Annotated in this window: 17 protein-coding genes and 1 pseudogene; 4 read left to right on the plus strand and 14 right to left on the minus strand. The window is 48.6% G+C overall.

Features of this window, described 5'->3' with window-relative positions; translation table 11 throughout:
- Window positions 1–130: 130 nt before the first annotated feature.
- The gene (gene dhaK, locus MHI43_RS22725) at window positions 131–1,891 is read right to left on the minus strand and encodes a dihydroxyacetone kinase subunit DhaK (RefSeq protein ID WP_036664218.1); all 1,761 of its coding nucleotides are present in this window, start codon (window positions 1,889–1,891) and stop codon (window positions 131–133) included.
- Window position 1,892: 1 nt separating this feature from the next.
- Entirely contained in the window at window positions 1,893–3,029 is a 1,137-nt protein-coding gene (locus MHI43_RS22730; protein WP_036664220.1) for a glycerol dehydrogenase, read from the minus strand.
- Window positions 3,030–3,233: 204 nt separating this feature from the next.
- Here MHI43_RS22730 and MHI43_RS22735 point away from each other — a divergent pair, with 204 nt between their 5' ends.
- On the plus strand, window positions 3,234–4,280 hold the full coding sequence (locus MHI43_RS22735) for a PocR ligand-binding domain-containing protein (protein WP_036664222.1): 1,047 nt from the start codon (window positions 3,234–3,236) through the stop codon (window positions 4,278–4,280).
- 89 nt (window positions 4,281–4,369) lie between these two features.
- On the opposite strand, the gene MHI43_RS22740 is transcribed toward MHI43_RS22735, so the two are convergent.
- The 9 genes and pseudogenes from MHI43_RS22740 to MHI43_RS22780 form a co-directional block, all read right to left on the minus strand.
- On the minus strand, window positions 4,370–4,948 hold the full coding sequence (locus MHI43_RS22740) for a GNAT family N-acetyltransferase (RefSeq protein ID WP_036664224.1): 579 nt from the start codon (window positions 4,946–4,948) through the stop codon (window positions 4,370–4,372).
- On the minus strand, window positions 4,939–5,922 hold the full coding sequence (locus MHI43_RS22745; protein WP_341283166.1) for a nucleoside-triphosphatase: 984 nt from the start codon (window positions 5,920–5,922) through the stop codon (window positions 4,939–4,941). The genes MHI43_RS22740 and MHI43_RS22745 overlap by 10 nt, the downstream gene beginning before the upstream one ends.
- Before the next feature lie 140 nt (window positions 5,923–6,062).
- Window positions 6,063–6,821, minus strand: coding sequence for an ABC transporter ATP-binding protein (locus MHI43_RS22750; RefSeq protein ID WP_036664228.1), 759 nt, complete (start codon window positions 6,819–6,821; stop codon window positions 6,063–6,065).
- Between the two features lie 3 nt (window positions 6,822–6,824).
- Complete coding sequence (locus tag MHI43_RS22755; RefSeq protein ID WP_036664230.1) at window positions 6,825–9,140, minus strand: FtsX-like permease family protein; 2,316 nt, start codon at window positions 9,138–9,140, stop codon at window positions 6,825–6,827.
- Between the two features lie 120 nt (window positions 9,141–9,260).
- Complete coding sequence (locus MHI43_RS22760) at window positions 9,261–9,914, minus strand: TetR/AcrR family transcriptional regulator (protein ID WP_015736596.1); 654 nt, start codon at window positions 9,912–9,914, stop codon at window positions 9,261–9,263.
- 167 nt (window positions 9,915–10,081) lie between these two features.
- Window positions 10,082–10,456 (minus strand): hypothetical protein, encoded by a 375-nt coding sequence (locus MHI43_RS22765; protein ID WP_015736597.1) that lies wholly within the window; start codon window positions 10,454–10,456, stop codon window positions 10,082–10,084.
- Window positions 10,457–10,589: 133 nt separating this feature from the next.
- Window positions 10,590–11,144, minus strand: coding sequence for a GNAT family N-acetyltransferase (locus tag MHI43_RS22770; protein WP_036664232.1), 555 nt, complete (start codon window positions 11,142–11,144; stop codon window positions 10,590–10,592).
- Window positions 11,141–11,449 carry an ATP-binding protein gene (locus MHI43_RS22775; protein ID WP_036664234.1) on the minus strand — a complete coding sequence of 103 codons (309 nt, stop codon included), beginning with the start codon at window positions 11,447–11,449 and terminating at the stop codon, window positions 11,141–11,143. The genes MHI43_RS22770 and MHI43_RS22775 overlap by 4 nt, the downstream gene beginning before the upstream one ends.
- Window positions 11,450–11,453: 4 nt before the next feature.
- A pseudogene (locus tag MHI43_RS22780) lies at window positions 11,454–11,912 on the minus strand (response regulator); the annotation flags it as partial.
- Between the two features lie 192 nt (window positions 11,913–12,104).
- On the opposite strand from MHI43_RS22780, the gene MHI43_RS22785 reads away from it, so the two are divergent.
- Together MHI43_RS22785 and MHI43_RS22790 are read left to right on the plus strand one after the other, a co-directional pair.
- The gene (locus tag MHI43_RS22785) at window positions 12,105–12,827 is read left to right on the plus strand and encodes an ATP-binding cassette domain-containing protein (RefSeq protein WP_235201848.1); all 723 of its coding nucleotides are present in this window, start codon (window positions 12,105–12,107) and stop codon (window positions 12,825–12,827) included.
- Window positions 12,820–13,518, plus strand: coding sequence for an ABC transporter permease (locus MHI43_RS22790; protein ID WP_036664238.1), 699 nt, complete (start codon window positions 12,820–12,822; stop codon window positions 13,516–13,518). The genes MHI43_RS22785 and MHI43_RS22790 overlap by 8 nt, the downstream gene beginning before the upstream one ends.
- Before the next feature lie 275 nt (window positions 13,519–13,793).
- On the opposite strand, the gene MHI43_RS22795 is transcribed toward MHI43_RS22790, so the two are convergent.
- The gene (locus MHI43_RS22795) at window positions 13,794–14,546 is read right to left on the minus strand and encodes a hypothetical protein (RefSeq protein WP_036664240.1); all 753 of its coding nucleotides are present in this window, start codon (window positions 14,544–14,546) and stop codon (window positions 13,794–13,796) included.
- Between the two features lie 56 nt (window positions 14,547–14,602).
- Window positions 14,603–15,067 carry a GyrI-like domain-containing protein gene (locus MHI43_RS22800; protein WP_036664242.1) on the minus strand — a complete coding sequence of 155 codons (465 nt, stop codon included), beginning with the start codon at window positions 15,065–15,067 and terminating at the stop codon, window positions 14,603–14,605.
- Between the two features lie 345 nt (window positions 15,068–15,412).
- Here MHI43_RS22800 and MHI43_RS22805 point away from each other — a divergent pair, with 345 nt between their 5' ends.
- Complete coding sequence (locus MHI43_RS22805; protein WP_229716897.1) at window positions 15,413–15,463, plus strand: putative holin-like toxin; 51 nt, start codon at window positions 15,413–15,415, stop codon at window positions 15,461–15,463.
- A gap of 197 nt (window positions 15,464–15,660) precedes the next feature.
- Here the strand turns inward: MHI43_RS22805 and MHI43_RS22810 are convergent, their stop codons facing one another.
- Window positions 15,661–16,434 (minus strand): SDR family NAD(P)-dependent oxidoreductase, encoded by a 774-nt coding sequence (locus tag MHI43_RS22810; protein WP_036664244.1) that lies wholly within the window; start codon window positions 16,432–16,434, stop codon window positions 15,661–15,663.
- Window positions 16,435–16,478 lie beyond the last annotated feature (44 nt).

Below are 16,478 nucleotides of genomic sequence, written 5' to 3' on the forward strand. Positions count from 1 at the left end.
CTCTGTCCATTTCATTCCCTTTGATCATTCACCTATCCAATAAAAAAAACCACCAACTTTAGTTGGTGGTTTTTTTCTGAATTCTTTTAGTTAGTAGTAGTAGCTTATTGTTGTCTTTCTTGTTTCGGAATTACTTCATCGCTTTAGCCAGCTCGGTAAAAATAACCCCGAGCGCATACGCGCCCGCATCCGGGTATCCGATGCTGCGTTCCCCTACCGTGCCCGCTCTACCCATTCGGGCAACGATATCCGCCGTCTTCTGCGCGCCGAGCACCGCCGCTTCGGCCGCTTTGATCGCTGCCGTCTTCATGTCTTCGCCTTGATCTCCACACTGCGTCCAGGCATCCGCGAACGGCACGAGCGCATCGATCAGCGTCTTATCGCCGACGACGGCTCCTCTTCCGAAGGATCTTTCGCCCGTATCCTGGATTCCTTTGACCACGGCCTGCATCATCTCCGCGACCTCATGAACGGACAGCTCCTGTCTCTGCCCTGCATATTTGCTTGCGGCTCGGAACGCCGATCCCCAGATCGGTCCCGAAGCCCCGCCGCAGTGCTCCATAATGATCATCGAGCAGGCGTCGAGGAAATCGCCGATATCGCGAAGGTGATGGGTAAGCAGATCGTTCCACTCCGATTTTAGCTGCTTGAAGCCCTTGGCGACGCTCATCCCGAAATCGCCGTCTCCCGCATGGGCGTCGAGCTCGCAGAACGGCACCTCGTTCTCGATGATGACCTCGCTCATCTGATCGATCAGGTACACGATATTTTGCAAGGATAACCGGTTGTTCTTAATCACCGCTGCCGCGGCATCCGTATTGTTTTTATACGATACCGTGCCTTCTGACTTCTCTTGCGGAATAACCTCGGTATAATTCACGGGCTCGAATGCGCCCTTGACCGATAGTGCCGGCGTATCGCATGGCGCAGACAGCCACTTCTTGAGCGTCTCGTCCAGCTTCATGATCGTTACCGAGGCACCGGCCATATCGATGCTGGTCATATAGTTGCCGACAAATCCTTTGAATACCCGCTTGTTTCGAGCCGTTAATTCACGCGTCACGGAATTGTTCAGCAAATACAGCTCCTGCAGCGGCGTGCCGCCAAACCCGTTGATCAATACGGCAACTTCGGCATTCGAAGCATCATCCAGCTCCAGGTTATCCAGCAAAGACGTAACCATCCGTTGCGCCAGCTCATCCGCTGGAACGGCTTTCTCCCTGCGGATTCCCGGTTCGCCGTGAATGCCGACGCCATATTCCATCTCGCCGTCTTCGATCTGAAACGTCGGGGTACCTTTTGCGGGAACGGTGCAAGAGGTAAACGCAAAGCCGATGCTGCGGACATGGTTGATCGCATGCTGCGCCGCTTCTTTCACTTCCGGCAGGGACAGTCCCGCTTCCGCGGCCGCTCCGGCCACCTTATGAACGAGCACCGTTCCGGCAACTCCTCTTCTCCCAACCGTGTAGAGGCTGTCTTCCACGGCGATGTCATCGTCCACCTTGACGTAATCCACTTCAATGCCGTCTTCGCCTGCGAGATGGGCCGCATTTTTAAAGTTCATGATGTCGCCGCTGTAGTTCTTGATAATAAGCAGCGTCCCCTTATCGCTGGCGGAGCTGCGGATCGATTGGTACACCTGGATTTGGGATGGGGAAGCAAATACGTCCCCGCACACCGCCGCATCCAACATCCCGGTTCCCACAAATCCGGCATGGGCCGGTTCGTGCCCGCTTCCACCGCCGCTGATCAGGGTGACTTTTCCTTGATTGATCTCTTTTTTGGAAATTACTTTGTATTTAGGGTCGAACGCCAGCTCCGGATGAGCCAGTACCAGCCCATTGCACATTTCCCGAACCAAGGTTTCCGGTTTGTTCATGATTTTCTTCATCTTAGACCTCCTTGCTTGATTTATATTGACGGCCCAACTGGTCAGCCGCCATAATGGCCGATGCTACCGCTTCCTCCGTAATCGGGAACGGCATCGAATGAATGGATTCCTCGGCAATGCATGCCTTCTTGGCAACCTCAAGCAATTCCTCGTAAGTGACATGCTCTACGCCGATGTCCGCCAGGCATACGGGAAGACCGATCGACAGACAGAAATCCAGCACTTCCTTCATTTCATCCTGTTCCGCATTCTCAAGCACCAATTGGGCAATCGTGCTGAAGGCTACCTTCTCGCCGTGATAATAATGGTGCGTTCCTTCCAAAGCCGTCAAGCCATTGTGAATCGCATGAATCGCTGCCAATCCGCCGCTCTCGAAGCCCAAACCCGATAACAGAATATTCGTCTCGATGATATTCTCCAGCGCAGGCGTCACGATGTTCTGATCGCAGGCCAGTTTCGCTCGATATCCGTTCTCGAGCAGGGTGTCATAGCATAGCTTGGCAAGTCCCAACGCGGTGATCGTTCCCTTCGCCTCGCCGCATACGCCTTCGCGAACGCCGCACGGCAAACCGGCATTGACATTGGAGTACGATTGAGCCGTCGCTCTTGCTTCGAAATAGGTAGAGAGCGCGTCCCCCATTCCAGCAACAAGGAATCTAGTCGGCGCTTTGGCAATAACCGTTGTATCGATCATGACGACGCTTGGGCTTTGCTTAAAATAAGCGTAATCGTCGAATTCGCCTTCGGGGGTATAGAGAACCGCCGAATGGCTTGTCGGTGCATCCGTTGCCGCAATCGTCGGAACGATAATCAGTGCCTCGCCTTCGGCTACGCATTTTGCCGTATCAATCGCTTTGCCTCCGCCGAGGCCGATCGTGCAGGCACATTGATGCTCCTTGGCCAAAGCCTGCAATCTGGCAACCTCCTCCTGGGAGCATTCTCCACGGAATCCGCTTTCAACGAGCGTTATATTAAATGTCTGTTTCGTTGCGTCCAGCTTGTCTTTCACGCGGGCAACGTCATCCGGATGGGCGATCAGCAGCGCGGAATCTCCGAATGTTTTAACGAAATACCCCAGATTCAACAGTTCGTTCTCACCTTGCACATATTTTGTCGGACTGATAAATGCCCTTCTCATTTTTCATTCCTCCTAGATTGACTATATGTATTATTATAGGTTGTGCTCATTCGGGAAGCATGAAACAATGAGATCGGAATAAAGCGTTTTCTTATCGTGTTTTTTTGTCATCTAGATGGCAAATTGTATTATCTTGTCCTTTAGTAGAGTTATTCGCTATAATGATGAATAGAATTTCTATTACGTTCATAGGAGAATATCGTCATGTCCAAATCCCGGTTCGATTTAGAAGAAATCATCGATTTGGAGAAATGGGAGAAGCTGCAGGATTCCTTATCGCTCGTGACCAAAATGGCGATCCTTACGGTCGATTACAAGGGCGTTCCCGTGACCAAGCACAGCTACTGCCAGCCTTTCTGCCAAGGCGTGCGCCAGGATGGCCATCTCTCGCAGTATTGCCAAAAATGCGATGCGCGAGCCGGCATTGAAGCGGTTCGCCAGAACAAGCCATACATCTATCTGTGCCATTTTAACATTATCGATATCGCCATTCCGATCATCATTGATAACCAATATCTTGGTGCGATCATGGCCGGACAGCTCAAGCTCCGGGAGCCTGAAGCGCCGATGCTGGAGCAGATCGTGTCCCGGCCGCCCAATGCGGAGTCAAACCGGAAGTTCAAGGAACTCGAAGGGGATTACAACGCCCTGCCAGTCCTGTCATACGAGGAAGTAACGAGGTGCGTGGATCTGCTGCTGCAATTGAGCACGTATATCGTGGAGGAAGCCATTCAAAAGCATACCACGGTGGATATGTACAAAAAAGTGCTCACGTCTAACATGGACGCGCCAGTGTCGGTTGAAACGCTGAGGGAGTCCGATCGCGCGGTCCGCAGCATTCAATCCATCCAGCAGGAGCTGTCAGGGGCGCTGATCGACACCAAATTGAAGAATGGCGCCGGGCGGTTTGCTTCTTCGAATCCGGTGCTTCAGCCCGCGTTTGATTACATTTTTACGCACAAGCATGAAAATTTCAGCCTGAAGGAGATGGCCAAGCTGTGCCACATCAGCCCCAGCTATTTCAGCCGTATATTTACGAAAGAGACCGGGGAGAATTTCTCCGTCTTCATCGCCCGGCTTAAGATTGAATGGGCCAAGCGGCTGCTGGAATCCACCGATTCGCCGATCCATCAAGTGAGCGATGATCTAGGATTTTGCGACACAGGCTATTTCATCAAAACGTTCAAAAAGTTCGAGAACCTCACCCCGGCCGTGTACCGGAACATGTATGCCGAGATATCCGCGAAGTAATCGTTCCAGGCTGTCGACCATTCATGTAAAAATCCCTACGTGCATGCACGAAGGGATTTTTGCGATGGCCGTTATCCGGCCAAGCCCCGTTAACGGGTCTTGTTCTGATTCCGGTAGTCATCCACGACAATGGAATATAATTTCAGATCTTCATGTTTGCCTTTCACGAATATCGACTGTCTTATGATTCCCTCAAAAGTCATGCCGGTCTTTTCCATCACTCTGGCTGATCCTAGGTTTGACGGCAGACAGCTGGCTTCGATTCTAACCAGCTTCATTCGTTCAAATCCATAAGAGATGATGGTCCTGATCACTTCGGTCATGTAACCACGATTCCAATATTCCTTGGACAAGGCATATCCCAGTTCTGCTTTGTCATGATGAACGTTCCAAGCCATAAATCCTGAAGTTCCGATGACCCTTCCGGTTTCTTTGTCCACGATCCCCCACGGGGCCACGTCATGATGGTCGTATTTTTGCAGCACCTTGTTTAGATAATGGCGGGTATCTTCCATCGTTTGATGCGTCGGCCAGGAGGTATATCTCGATACCTCATCATCTGATCCGTAACGAAAGATATCTGGCTCGTCCTCGCTTCTTAATTTTCTTAAAATCGTTCGGCCTGTTTCTAAAGTTGGCAGATCCGAGAAGATATCTTCTATCCGCATGTCCTTCCCCCCTCCAATGCCTTCAAAATATCCTTTATCAATAATTCCGGCATCCTATCACGATTGAATTCGTTTAAGCTGATGATGCCGACTTCCTTCCGATATTTAATTATATCTATTTCAGGGTGACTCTCGACGGGTATCGTTCCTAGAACAATCCGGCGATCACTAATAATCTCATGTACCATGCTTTGGAAAGAGGCAGACAGCATCTGCATAAATCCCATTTCGTCAATGACGATGATTTTCTTGGAGGACAAGGCTTCCCGTAATTTATGAATAGCAAAATCCTCGAATTTCTCAACATCTACGCCGTACCTGCCAACTCGAACATGGCTGGGACTTTCCACATTTGCAATCTCTACGCTTTCTCCATCGACAGCCACGCATCTGAAACCGATTCGATCGCCTGCATTCGTTATTTCCTCCGTATAAAAACCGCCGCAAAGATCAGGGCCGACGAGATGTATGAGTTTCTTGATCAGGGTCGTTTTGCCCATCCTCGGCTTCCCCGTGAGTAAAAATGCCGTTATGGCATTCAGCGGTTTTCCGTCCAATCTGGACAGCAGCTTATACTGAGGCGGGTTCAAATCCCAAGTCTCATAAGGGACCGAACGTTCTGCACGGATGGCGTCCAGCGTGCGCGATTGAATGTGGGGCCTTTTTATGTATTCATCCAGGTTGGAATCTACCAAGTCTACGAATTTCGCTTCCACAATTTCTTCTGGTTGAATGGTTATTTCTCCGCTGACGTATTCCGCATGAAAAACGACGGACAACACGTGCAGCCTCTCATTGTAGTAGACTCCTGAAATGCCTAAAGGGCGTATAACCACGCCCGTCTCCTCCAGAAACTCCCGGCACACCGCTTGATCTGGCGGCTCCCCGGCATCAACGAAGCCTCCGGGCAGTTCCCACGTATCCGAACGCAAATGCGTCCGAACCATCAGCACATGTCCGTCTCTATTCTTCACTAAAGCTGAAACAGCAACCAAATGCTTTGACTGTTCGAACATCGATTAACACCGCCATTTCCATGTTTTATCTATCATTTCAATGACTGATCAAGTGAAGAATTCGTTTGAAGCATTTTTTGTTTTTCCATCATTATACATTATATTCCGATCTCCAGCATTTTCGCCCTCACATTCTCAACCCTGCGATCCATATCCGTTCCGTCGTACTTGGGAAGCTTGAGTTCACTGACCATGTTCCCGTCGCGCATAAACATAATGCGCTCCGTCCGGGCCGCCACGTTAGCGTCATGTGTTACAAGCATGACCGCCGTGCCTTCCGCGTTGATTTCAGAGAAAATGTCCATGATTTCCTGCGCGGATTTGGAGTTGAGCGCGCCCGTAGGCTCATCGCCAAAAATGATTCTCGGGCTGTTCATCAGCGCCCGGCAGATTCCCGCACGCTGAAGCTGTCCTCCCGAAACCTGAGTGATGTCTCGCTTTTCCAGCTCTGCGATTCCCACCCTGTTCATAAGAGTTCTTGCTTTTTTTGTTATGGATGCAACGTTTTTTCGTTGGTCCCGCATGGATGGAAGAATGATATTATCGAGGATATTGAGGTTTTTCAGCATCGTTGGCTGCTGGAAGACAAAACCCATATGGGTCCTCCGTATATCTGAAAGCTCATTCTCCGAGGCTGCCGATAAATCCTTGCTGTCAAAAAAGACCGTTCCGCCATTCACGCCATCCGTCCCGCTCAATGCAAACATGAACGTTGATTTTCCCGAACCCGACGGCCCCATAACCGAAACGAACTCGCCCTCGTGAATGTAGGCGGACACGCCATCCAGAACACGGCGCTGGTCATCACCTTCGCCGAAAGATTTTACGATATCATCGCAGATAATCAACTTCTTCATAGGTTACTCCTTCATATGTTCGGATATTTTGATTCGTCCAGCGCCAGAAACGCCGATCACGGTTGCGATCAGCACCGCGCCGATCATCAACATGGGGCTGAACAGATACGCCGAAAGCGGATCGATCGCAAAATGAAATGTCGACGCTCCAAACGAGGAAATTGCGGCACCTGCAAGCATCTCACCGACCGTGTTGGCCAGAAGCGTTCCAACCATGATGCCGACAATCAGGACAAATACCGAACGCGAGACATACTGCACCTTCATATCCGAGTTCGTAAAGCCAAAGGCTTTCATGACGGCAATCGCATGCCGGTCCTTGGCAACCAGCATTTTCATAAACAGCAAGGTAACGAGAACCGCTATCATCAGCGCAACCGTAACGGCAGCGTTGGAGGCCGTTTTGACGGAGCTAATGGTCGAGCCGAACGTTTGCGATACAAAGTCGTCAATGTCCGAGATCTTTGCATAATCGAACCTCTCCGCATAGGCGGAGACCTTCTCATGGACAAGCGTTTGATCGGATAGCTCAGCGCAGACGATGCTCCACATCGTGTCCGCCGTATCGTCGGTGAATACAGCCTTTGCGGTTTTGCCGCCGTTGGTAATGTCGGAGTAGATTCCGCTTACCGTGAGGGCTTTCGCCTTCCCCTCAATCACCACCGTGATGATATCGCCGATCTTTTTGCCCAACTCATCGGCGTTTATCGCCGAAAGCGCAATTTCGTCTTCTGCGGGTGCTTTGCCCTTGGCATATGCTATAGGGAACACTGTATGGTCCCCAAGCTCGATTTTGATATTTTCCTCCGTCCCGTCTCCCGTTTTGATTTTGAATGTTTTGGTTGTAAGGACGGCTGTCTTTGTAATGGCAGGGTCGTTGTTCATCGTATGTAGAATCTCGGCTGTTTTTTCCGACATTTGCTCGGTCTGCTGAATGTCAACCCGCATGTCGTAGCTTCCGATGCCCATATATTGAATAAAGCTTTTGGACGAGATCGTGTTGTGCAGGTTCTGCGGTACGATCATGATAAATGCCGAGATCACGATTACCGTCAGGCTTGTAGCGTAAAGTCTTTTCCTGGCGAGAACGTCTTTGATCCCGAGAAAAACATTGGTGCTAAACAGCCTGTTTCCGCTCAGATTAAAGCTTCCGGCGCCCGTGTTTTTCTCGGGTGAAGTGCCAAAGCGTATCGCTTCTGAAGCCGATATGGTCCGAAAGCGATTCAGAACTCTGCTTACATAGGCGATGATCGTCAGAAAGACAAGCAGTATGCCGATGAGCCCGAACGGCAAGGCATAAGAAGAATGGCTGCTTTCTCCCATGTAGAGACGTATGTTCTCAAGAAGCAATCCTTTGAAAGGCACCGAAAGCGCAAAGCCGAGAATACTGCCTGCCGCGGTAATCGCAGCATATTTCGCGAGATAGATCTTTTTCATATCGGAAACACGCAGCCCTATCGCCTTCATGACGCCGATTTCACGGTAATCGTCTTCGATTTTGGCTAAGAGGGTAAAGCGTATGCACATCAGAGATATCGCTACGACAAGAATGCTAACGAGAAGGATAACGCCGATCATCATCCCGTCGGAAAGGGCGTTCATCATTTGGAACAGCTTATAGGTAACCGTAGGTCCGTTCGCTTCAAGACCCGCGGAAGCATAGTCTGCTTCAAATGTGCCTAGCTCCGACAAATCCCTTAGTCTGAACTCAATCAAATATTCCGTACTGCCCGAGTTTTTGATCTCCGCGTAATCCTTGTCACTGACCAGAAAACGCTTGGAGGCGGAGAGCGTGGAATTCATCTGCGAATCGCGGAGGAATCCGGCAACGGTAAATGCCTTCCCGCTGATCACCGCAACATCCCCGACCCTTGCCATATTGTCTCTCATATAATTTATGGGAACATATAACTCGCCGTCGTCTGCGTGAATGATGTTCCCGTCCAAATCAAGCAGATAATCGAATTTCTTGCTCTGTATGCTGAATCCGTTATCCTGAACGCTATGGGCAAGCGAATGCTCCCCTAACCGAATCCGCGCACCGTCCATGTTGAGAAATTCTGTCACTTGAAAATCTTCGACATTGCCTTGCTGCTTGGCAAAGGCTGCAAGCCGCGCAGTATCGATGTCACCCGAATGCATTTGCATAAAATGCGGGGTTTTGGCTTGCGTCATGAGTGTATGTACCGCTCCGGATAAATTTAAAATGAGCACGGCCGCGAGCGAAACCAGCATCGCTGCTGCCGCAACGAAGATCATGGTCATCAACGTGATCCATTTGCTTTTGGATATATCCCTTCGGATGATTCTGAAATACATAAGGTCCCCCTGTGTTCAAGCATTTTAACCGATGTCTACCATAACAGCCTTCCTAAGATGAAGAGGAGAAAGGACTGCTTCTCTGCCGTCGCCCCTGCTGATGAGCTTTCCTGCGCTGATTCATGCTTGTCCGCTTTCATCTCCTCCACCAAACATCCCCATAACCTCCATCAGGCTTCCGCTTTCTGCGCCGAGCAGCCTCTCGACGTTGCAAACAAAGGCCAGAACTCGCTGCCCTCGCTCCTCGTCCGTCATCGTTACCAGATCTTCATCAAAAACGGTATTCGCATAGATCACTACCATTTCCATGCATTCATACGGGAACGGCGTGCTGAACAGCCCCTGCTCGATGCCTTCGCGAATGATGTCCGTCAGGATCGGCGGAACACCGTTAATAATGACCTTATGTATCTTTTGATGCATGAGCGCATTCTGAGGCTTGTGAATATGCTCCATGATTTCCTTGCTGCTCTCTCCATCGCCGCTTATGTTCAGCGACATCACAACGCGGATGATGCGCTCGATTACCGGTATGCTCTTGTCCAAGGCAATGGCCTGTGCCCGATCCAACAATCGGACGGTATAGCGGTCAATCAGCGCATCCATGATGTCCTCCTTCGACTTGAAGTGATGATACAAAGTTCCGCGCGCAATGCCGACCTTTTCGAGAATATCGTTGGTACTTGTGCCGTCAAAGCCCTTCTGACCGAATAGCGTATCCGCTGCGTCAAGGATTTCATTCTTGCGTTCCTCCGCTTTTTTTACGATTCGCATGCTTCCCCCTCCTTTCCTAGACCGACTGTCTGTCTGTAATATCATATCATGCCGCTTTCCGTTGTCAAGGCCGTTGTTATCTGAAAAAATAAAAAGCGACCCATCCCCTATTAAGGGATGAGCCGTTTTTTATTTGTGCTCTGCTTTTTTTTGCAAAATTGCTTATCTTACTGTCTTATGACGAGGATGTCTTGAGGCGGTCTGGCAGTGCTTTGAATTTGGGTAATTTCTGCGTCCGTAAGGTTGCGACCTACCACAATGAACGAAGATGTCACGTTGTTGAAATTAAAGTTTTCCAGGTTCGCTACGTTTTGGCTTCCTCTGAACACACGGAACGACCCCTGAAAGTTGATTCCCGAGAACAACACAAGCGTTACTTCAGAACGCTGCACCACATTCCGGAGCCGAAAACTCGAAAGAACGTTGTTAAACCGAAATGCTCCGAGGTCACGAACCGCAACGCCTCCTCGTCTGAAGAGAATCCGACGAACGGAAAAATTAGTACCTGACCACAGCGCAAGACGCACATCACGATTTGCCATCTATATCACTCCTTAGCTGGGAATGATATAGTATATTACCAGAGTCATAGAATGGTAAAAGACAAAAACCACCGTTAAATCGTTTGTTTTTCGGATGTACCCGCGATCCAGTTTTTGATTTCAACCAGAGTCCTTAGCTGTTCTCTGATACATACTCTTCCCTCAACAGACCATAATGCGCAAGGTCTTCATATTCACCCCATTTTTTTACATGTTGTCTTAACAGTCCTTCATGCTTCATTCCTAGCTTTTGCATGACTTTGCCTGATGCAGGATTGTTCCCCAGATGACGTGCAAAAATGCGGTTTAATCGCATTTCTTCAAACGCATATTGTACGATTCCTTTTGCCGCTTCCGTACAATAGCCATGATTCTTGTATTTTCTCCCTATCCAATATCCAAGCTCACCGTGATCAAAATTTCGATTGCAGCCTATACTGATTGCGCCAATTACGTAATTTTCTTCTTTATGTACAATAGCTAGCTCAAGGGATCGATCTTCATTGAAGTTAGCAAAATGGGACTCTATCCATTGTTCTGCCATCCCATCTTCGTACGGGTGCGGAATATATAGCGTTGTTTCTGCAATATACTTATCGCCTGCCAGTTCCTGTACAACTCTTGCATCTTCTAAACTGAACGGCCGTAAAATCAACCTTTCTAATTGGATCGTCGGTAGTTTCTTCATCCATATCTCCCTCCTTCTTTCGGCAATCGAATCGTAAACGTTGTCCCTTGCGAAGGCTTGCTCTCCACTGTGATGGTGCCGTCATGAGCTTGAATCAGCTTGTAAACGATCGCCATTCCCAGTCCGGTGCCCTCAGAGGCAGCATCCGTCGTGGTCCCGCGATAATATTGCTGGAACAGATGTGCTACCGTATCGGCCGGCATGCCTATGCCATTGTCCGTAATGCGGATAGCGGCAAACTCTCCTGCGTCCGTGATCCGGACGAAAATCTCCGTAAACTCCGGATTATGAATGATCGAGTTCATCATGGCCCTTCACGATTAACGTTGCCGATTCCGGATGAAATGAGAGGTACCCGTAATCGTATGCCGTGTTTTGTTGAAGTGCGTTCTCCATAATCTTTTGCCTACGAAGAATCGCCTTGATTCGGGCAATGACCTCCAATGGATTAAAGGGCTTTGTTATATAATCGTCCCCGCCGATGCCTAACCCCGTTAACTTATCGAAGTCGGTAGAGCGCGCGCTGATGAAAATGATCGGCGCATTCGTATGTTTCCGGATCTCCGTGCAGAGTTCAAAGCCGCTTAGATCCGGGAGCATAATATCAAGCAGGATTATGTCATATGATTTTTCTTTGACGCGCAGCAGTGCGCCTTTTCCGGATGAGACCGTGTCAATATGCGTAAAGTTTTCTTTTCGGAGCGTAATCTCCAATAACTTCAAAATACCAATCTCGTCATCGACGGCCAATATGGTTGCAGATTCCATTTGCTATTCTTCCCTCGTTTCAATCTAATCCAGAACATGTATTTCTATCTTACCTTATTTCATCCTTTACGAGTTTACGCGATGTCAAATGTTACGAGTTTTTTCCGCTCCGTTTACTTTATTTTTACTTTCGTTCCTTAAGCTAAATGTAGCACATCAATCAGAGAGCGGGAGGAAATCAGAGTGGAAACCATGATTCAAATCCATCAAGTAAGCAAGGTATACAAAGGTACAGAAACCATTACGAACGTCAATATGAACGTCCGAAGAGGGGAAATTTACGGGTTTTTGGGTCCGAACGGTGCCGGGAAAACCACCATTATGAAAATGATCTTAAACCTGGTCAAACCGTCTTCCGGTGAAATCCGAGTATTCGATCAACCGGTTCTCCCCACATCCTTTCAATTCTTGAAAAGAATCGGCAGCATCATTGAGTATCCCGTGTTTTATGACCGGCTTACGGCCGAAGCCAACTTGGATCTTCATTGCAGATACGTCGGATATCACAATAAGTCTGCGATTAAGGAAGCGCTGGAGATCGTAGGCCTTCACGGAGTCGGGAAGAAGAAAATCCATGAATTCTCGCTCGGTATGAAGCAGCGATTAGGAATTGCGCGGGCCATTGTGACGAAACCGGACATCCTCATTCTGGATGAACCGATCAACGGACTGGATCCGATCGGAATTAAGGATATTCGGGAGCTCTTACTGCTATTCAAGAAGAACTACGGAACCACCATTCTCATATCGAGCCATATCGTGTCGGAAATCGAATCGGTTGCCGATACGATCGGCATTATTCATCAGGGGCAATTATTAAACGAAGTAAAGATGGCGGACATCCGGGGACAGCATGCCGGGTCGTTGGAGGCGTATTTCATCAATCTCGTTCATGGAGGCAAACGCTATGCTTAAATTGATACAGCTGGAATGGCAGAAGAATAACCTGTCCGGATATTTCAAGGGATTAGCCATTTGCATTGTGGCTATTTTCGCTGCCGTTACGCTGATGGCGCTGGGTTCCAAAGGGGAAAACGAGCCCATGAGTTATGCAGATTTCATATCGTTATCAGGTGTTTTGATTCGAATCACCTATATCATTTTCTCAAGCGTTATTCTGTCCCGTTTAGTGATTGACGAATACAAGAGCAGCATGATCCAAGTGTTGTTCACTTACCCGCTGCAGCGAAAAAAAATTATTCAAGCCAAGTTATCGATTGTGTTTGGATTCTGTTTTTTCAGCATCATCATAACAACGTTCCTGATCCATCTGTTAACGTACCTCTTGAATCCGATGATCGGTTTATTTGACGCGCCTATTCCTGTCGCTGCCATGATGGCCGCTGTTCCGGCCACGGTGCTAAACGCCTTTATGATGGCCGGCATCAGCCTCATTCCGTTATCGTTCGGCATGAGAAAGAAATCGGCGCCTTCCACGATTACTTCGGCTGTCATTATTGGATTCTTGATTAACGCATCGGTGTCCGACGGGGGAAGCTCGTCCAGCTTGTTCCAATTCATCGCCATCCCGATTGTTCTCTGCCTGCTTGGCCTGATCCTTGGCTATCTTGCTTTTAACAAAGTGGATCGAACCGATGTAGCTTAAGAGACATGTAGCATTTGAACGGAGGAACAGCATTGTCTTGGTAGCCGTCAGCGGGTTGGCGATGGTCTGTTAAGGCATAGGGAAACCAACATTTAATCATGAAGCTTCCTTTGAAGCCAGCCTTATCACAGAAATTGAAATCCATAAGGAAAACGAAACGGACTATTGCCGGCAAGCCCTAGCCAGGGAAAATCCCCTAGAGCCGCACGGCAATAGCTGTTTTTTCCTTTTGGATGTAACGTTCTCCCCAGACTTAAGGTGTTAAAAGTCCAGCGTTAAGGATGCGAAGACTTCTTCGAGTAGACTTCCAATGCCCTTATGACAACTTCTTCATGGATCCCGCTCATCGTATGTATTCGTTCTGCCCATTCCCCGATATCCTTCAGCTGAGGCTCCGCTATTCTGCCTTCCTTGGAACTTAGGTAGCTTTCGTAATGATCGAATTCCCAATGGAGAACCTCCTGATCCGTAAAAATCCTCTTTTCTACAAGCGGATCGCTGAACAGGCGCTGCGTTTTTTGCCCGGCGATGATCAATGCCTCATCGGATACAGGCGTCAAGTCGAATGCTTGGCTGCTTTCCTTTCCGTTTGGTCTTCCGTAGGTTACCAAGAGACGATTCGCTCTGGTGTTCAGTTTAATGCGTGAACCTGGAAAGAAACCGTCGACAAATTCTTCCGTATACGCTTCATGACCCGGTTCCAACAAAATGGGCTCAATCCATTGATCTCCAAGATCGCAGAAATATTTATTGCCCTCTTCGTTGACGGCGACCACGGCGACATGCAAATGCTCCGTCAGCACTCCATAACAGGGGCGTTTGTTCTGTCTGAATTCATCGATTAACCAAATCGCCAAATCAAAACAATTGCCCGACGTTCCATATAATGCGCGATGCTCTTTCATGACATCCGTTGTTCGTTGTTTGCATTCCGGGTCTATTAAGCTGTGCCAGGCTTTCGTTAAGGTTTCCATCGGAAAATCGTTGAACTTCCTCCATACCTGCATGATATCTTCAGTCGCTCGCATATTCCTTCCTCCCTTTACGGCTTCTGTCATCTATGATACATGTTCGGGCATCCTTCCTATTCCTTCGGATAATAAATTTCCGTTACGCCATTCGGCTGCAAGGTGTCGTTAAAGGTTTCAAATCTTGCCTTGGCAGCATTGACGCCATATTTGCTCCGATGATCGGTTTCGCAGAAATACTGCCAGAATGAACAAATATGTTTCTCCTCGAACCGGAAAACCTCGTATTCCTCTTCCGGAAGATTCAAGGATACCATGCCCTCCGGGATCTCCCCGATACGACTTACTATCAAGGCTACCGTCATCTTCGATCCGTCATCATGGATTACCATGTACGTATTCGGATCGGCAGTTTGATGCTGTATTTCGTCTCTTCTGGATCTAAGGGTTGCAAACAAGCGCTGTTCGTCCTTATAGGATTGCGGAAGCTCATTCTGAACGCCGATTAACCATCGATTGCCTAAGCGTTCTCTTCGAACCGACCACAGATCTTCCATATGGACTTGGCTAATCTCCGTCATTTCATATCCCCTTTCTAATTCCAATTTGCCGTGCACAACAGTTTTCGGATCCTTCCATTCTGCAAAAAAGTCACACCTTCGCTTTAGTTGTAGTGGGATCATTTCACATAACGTTCCCTCGTCTACGAAGTGACCCGGTCTTAGATAACTCTTATCTTAGGCCGGGTCAATTGTTGTCTGATTATTCTGTTATGCCTTACTCTCTGATATTATTTATTCGTTTTTATTATTCTTCGTTATGCTATAATTTCCCTAGTACAATATACGGCTAAAAGGGCGGTCGGCTAGTCTCCCGGAAGGGAGGTGAAGCCCATGGAGGTCAAAGACGCACTTTCCTTAATGTTCATGTTCGGTATGTTCATTTTGGCGCTTCTTACCTACATGAAAAAGAAATAGACCGCCCTGCCTAAGGTAACGGTCTATTTCGACCACCACTTAGCGGCCGACTGCTCTTTATGCAGTTATTGTGCTTAGGAGTCGTGTTCCAGCACGGCTCCTTACTTATTCTTACCTCAGTATAACTCAATTTATAACGTTTTTATAGGTTCGTTTGTTTATTTTTATTAAAATCTTGGCTGTCTGGTGCTGTAAACTTATTGGTTGATTTGGCCGCCATCCACGGTATAAATGGATTGCGTTACATAGGACGCATCATCGGACAGCAAGAAAACAGCTACGTTGGCTACCTCTTCCGCTTCCCCGTATCGTCCGAGCGGAACGGCGGCGCCGAATGCTTTTCTTGCACCTTCGGCATCCTCAGGCACCGTATTTTTCTCGATTTGGCGCATCATGCGGGTATTGATTACTCCAGGCGCTACGGCATTCACTCTCACGCCGAACGGAGCAGCTTCTAATGCAACCACCTTCGTCATGCCGATCACGGCATGCTTGGAGCTATTGTATCCGACAAATCCGGGCGAACCGATAAGGCCTGCGCCGGAGGAGGTATTCACGATGCTGCCGTAACCTTGCTTTTTCATGACAGGAACCACGTATTTCAGTCCAAGGAAAGCACCCTTGACGTTGACATTGAAGACCATTTCAAAGGTTTCGGTCGGATAGTCCTCTACATTGGCAGTGATCCCTTCGATCCCCGCATTATTGAAAAAGCCGTCGATTTTACCAAACTTCTCGACCGTTGCATCCACATACGCTTTGACTTCCTCTTCTTTGGCGACATTGGCCTGCAGCGCAATTGCTCTGGAATCGTCCAGACCCAAATCGGAAATCACTTGTTGGACGGCTTCTAGGTTCAAATCGACCAGCGCAAGCTTGGCCCCCTGTTCCGCCAGTTTTTTGGCGGCTGCCGTTCCGATCCCGCCTGCTGCGCCAGTAATCACAATCACTTTTCCATCAAATTTGTTCATGGTGTATGCCTCCTAGTAAGATGTCATGATTCTCTGTATGTCTA

This window comes from Paenibacillus sp. FSL H8-0457 (genome assembly GCF_038051935.1).
In the GTDB taxonomy this organism is placed as follows: domain Bacteria; phylum Bacillota; class Bacilli; order Paenibacillales; family Paenibacillaceae; genus Paenibacillus_AQ; species Paenibacillus_AQ lautus_A.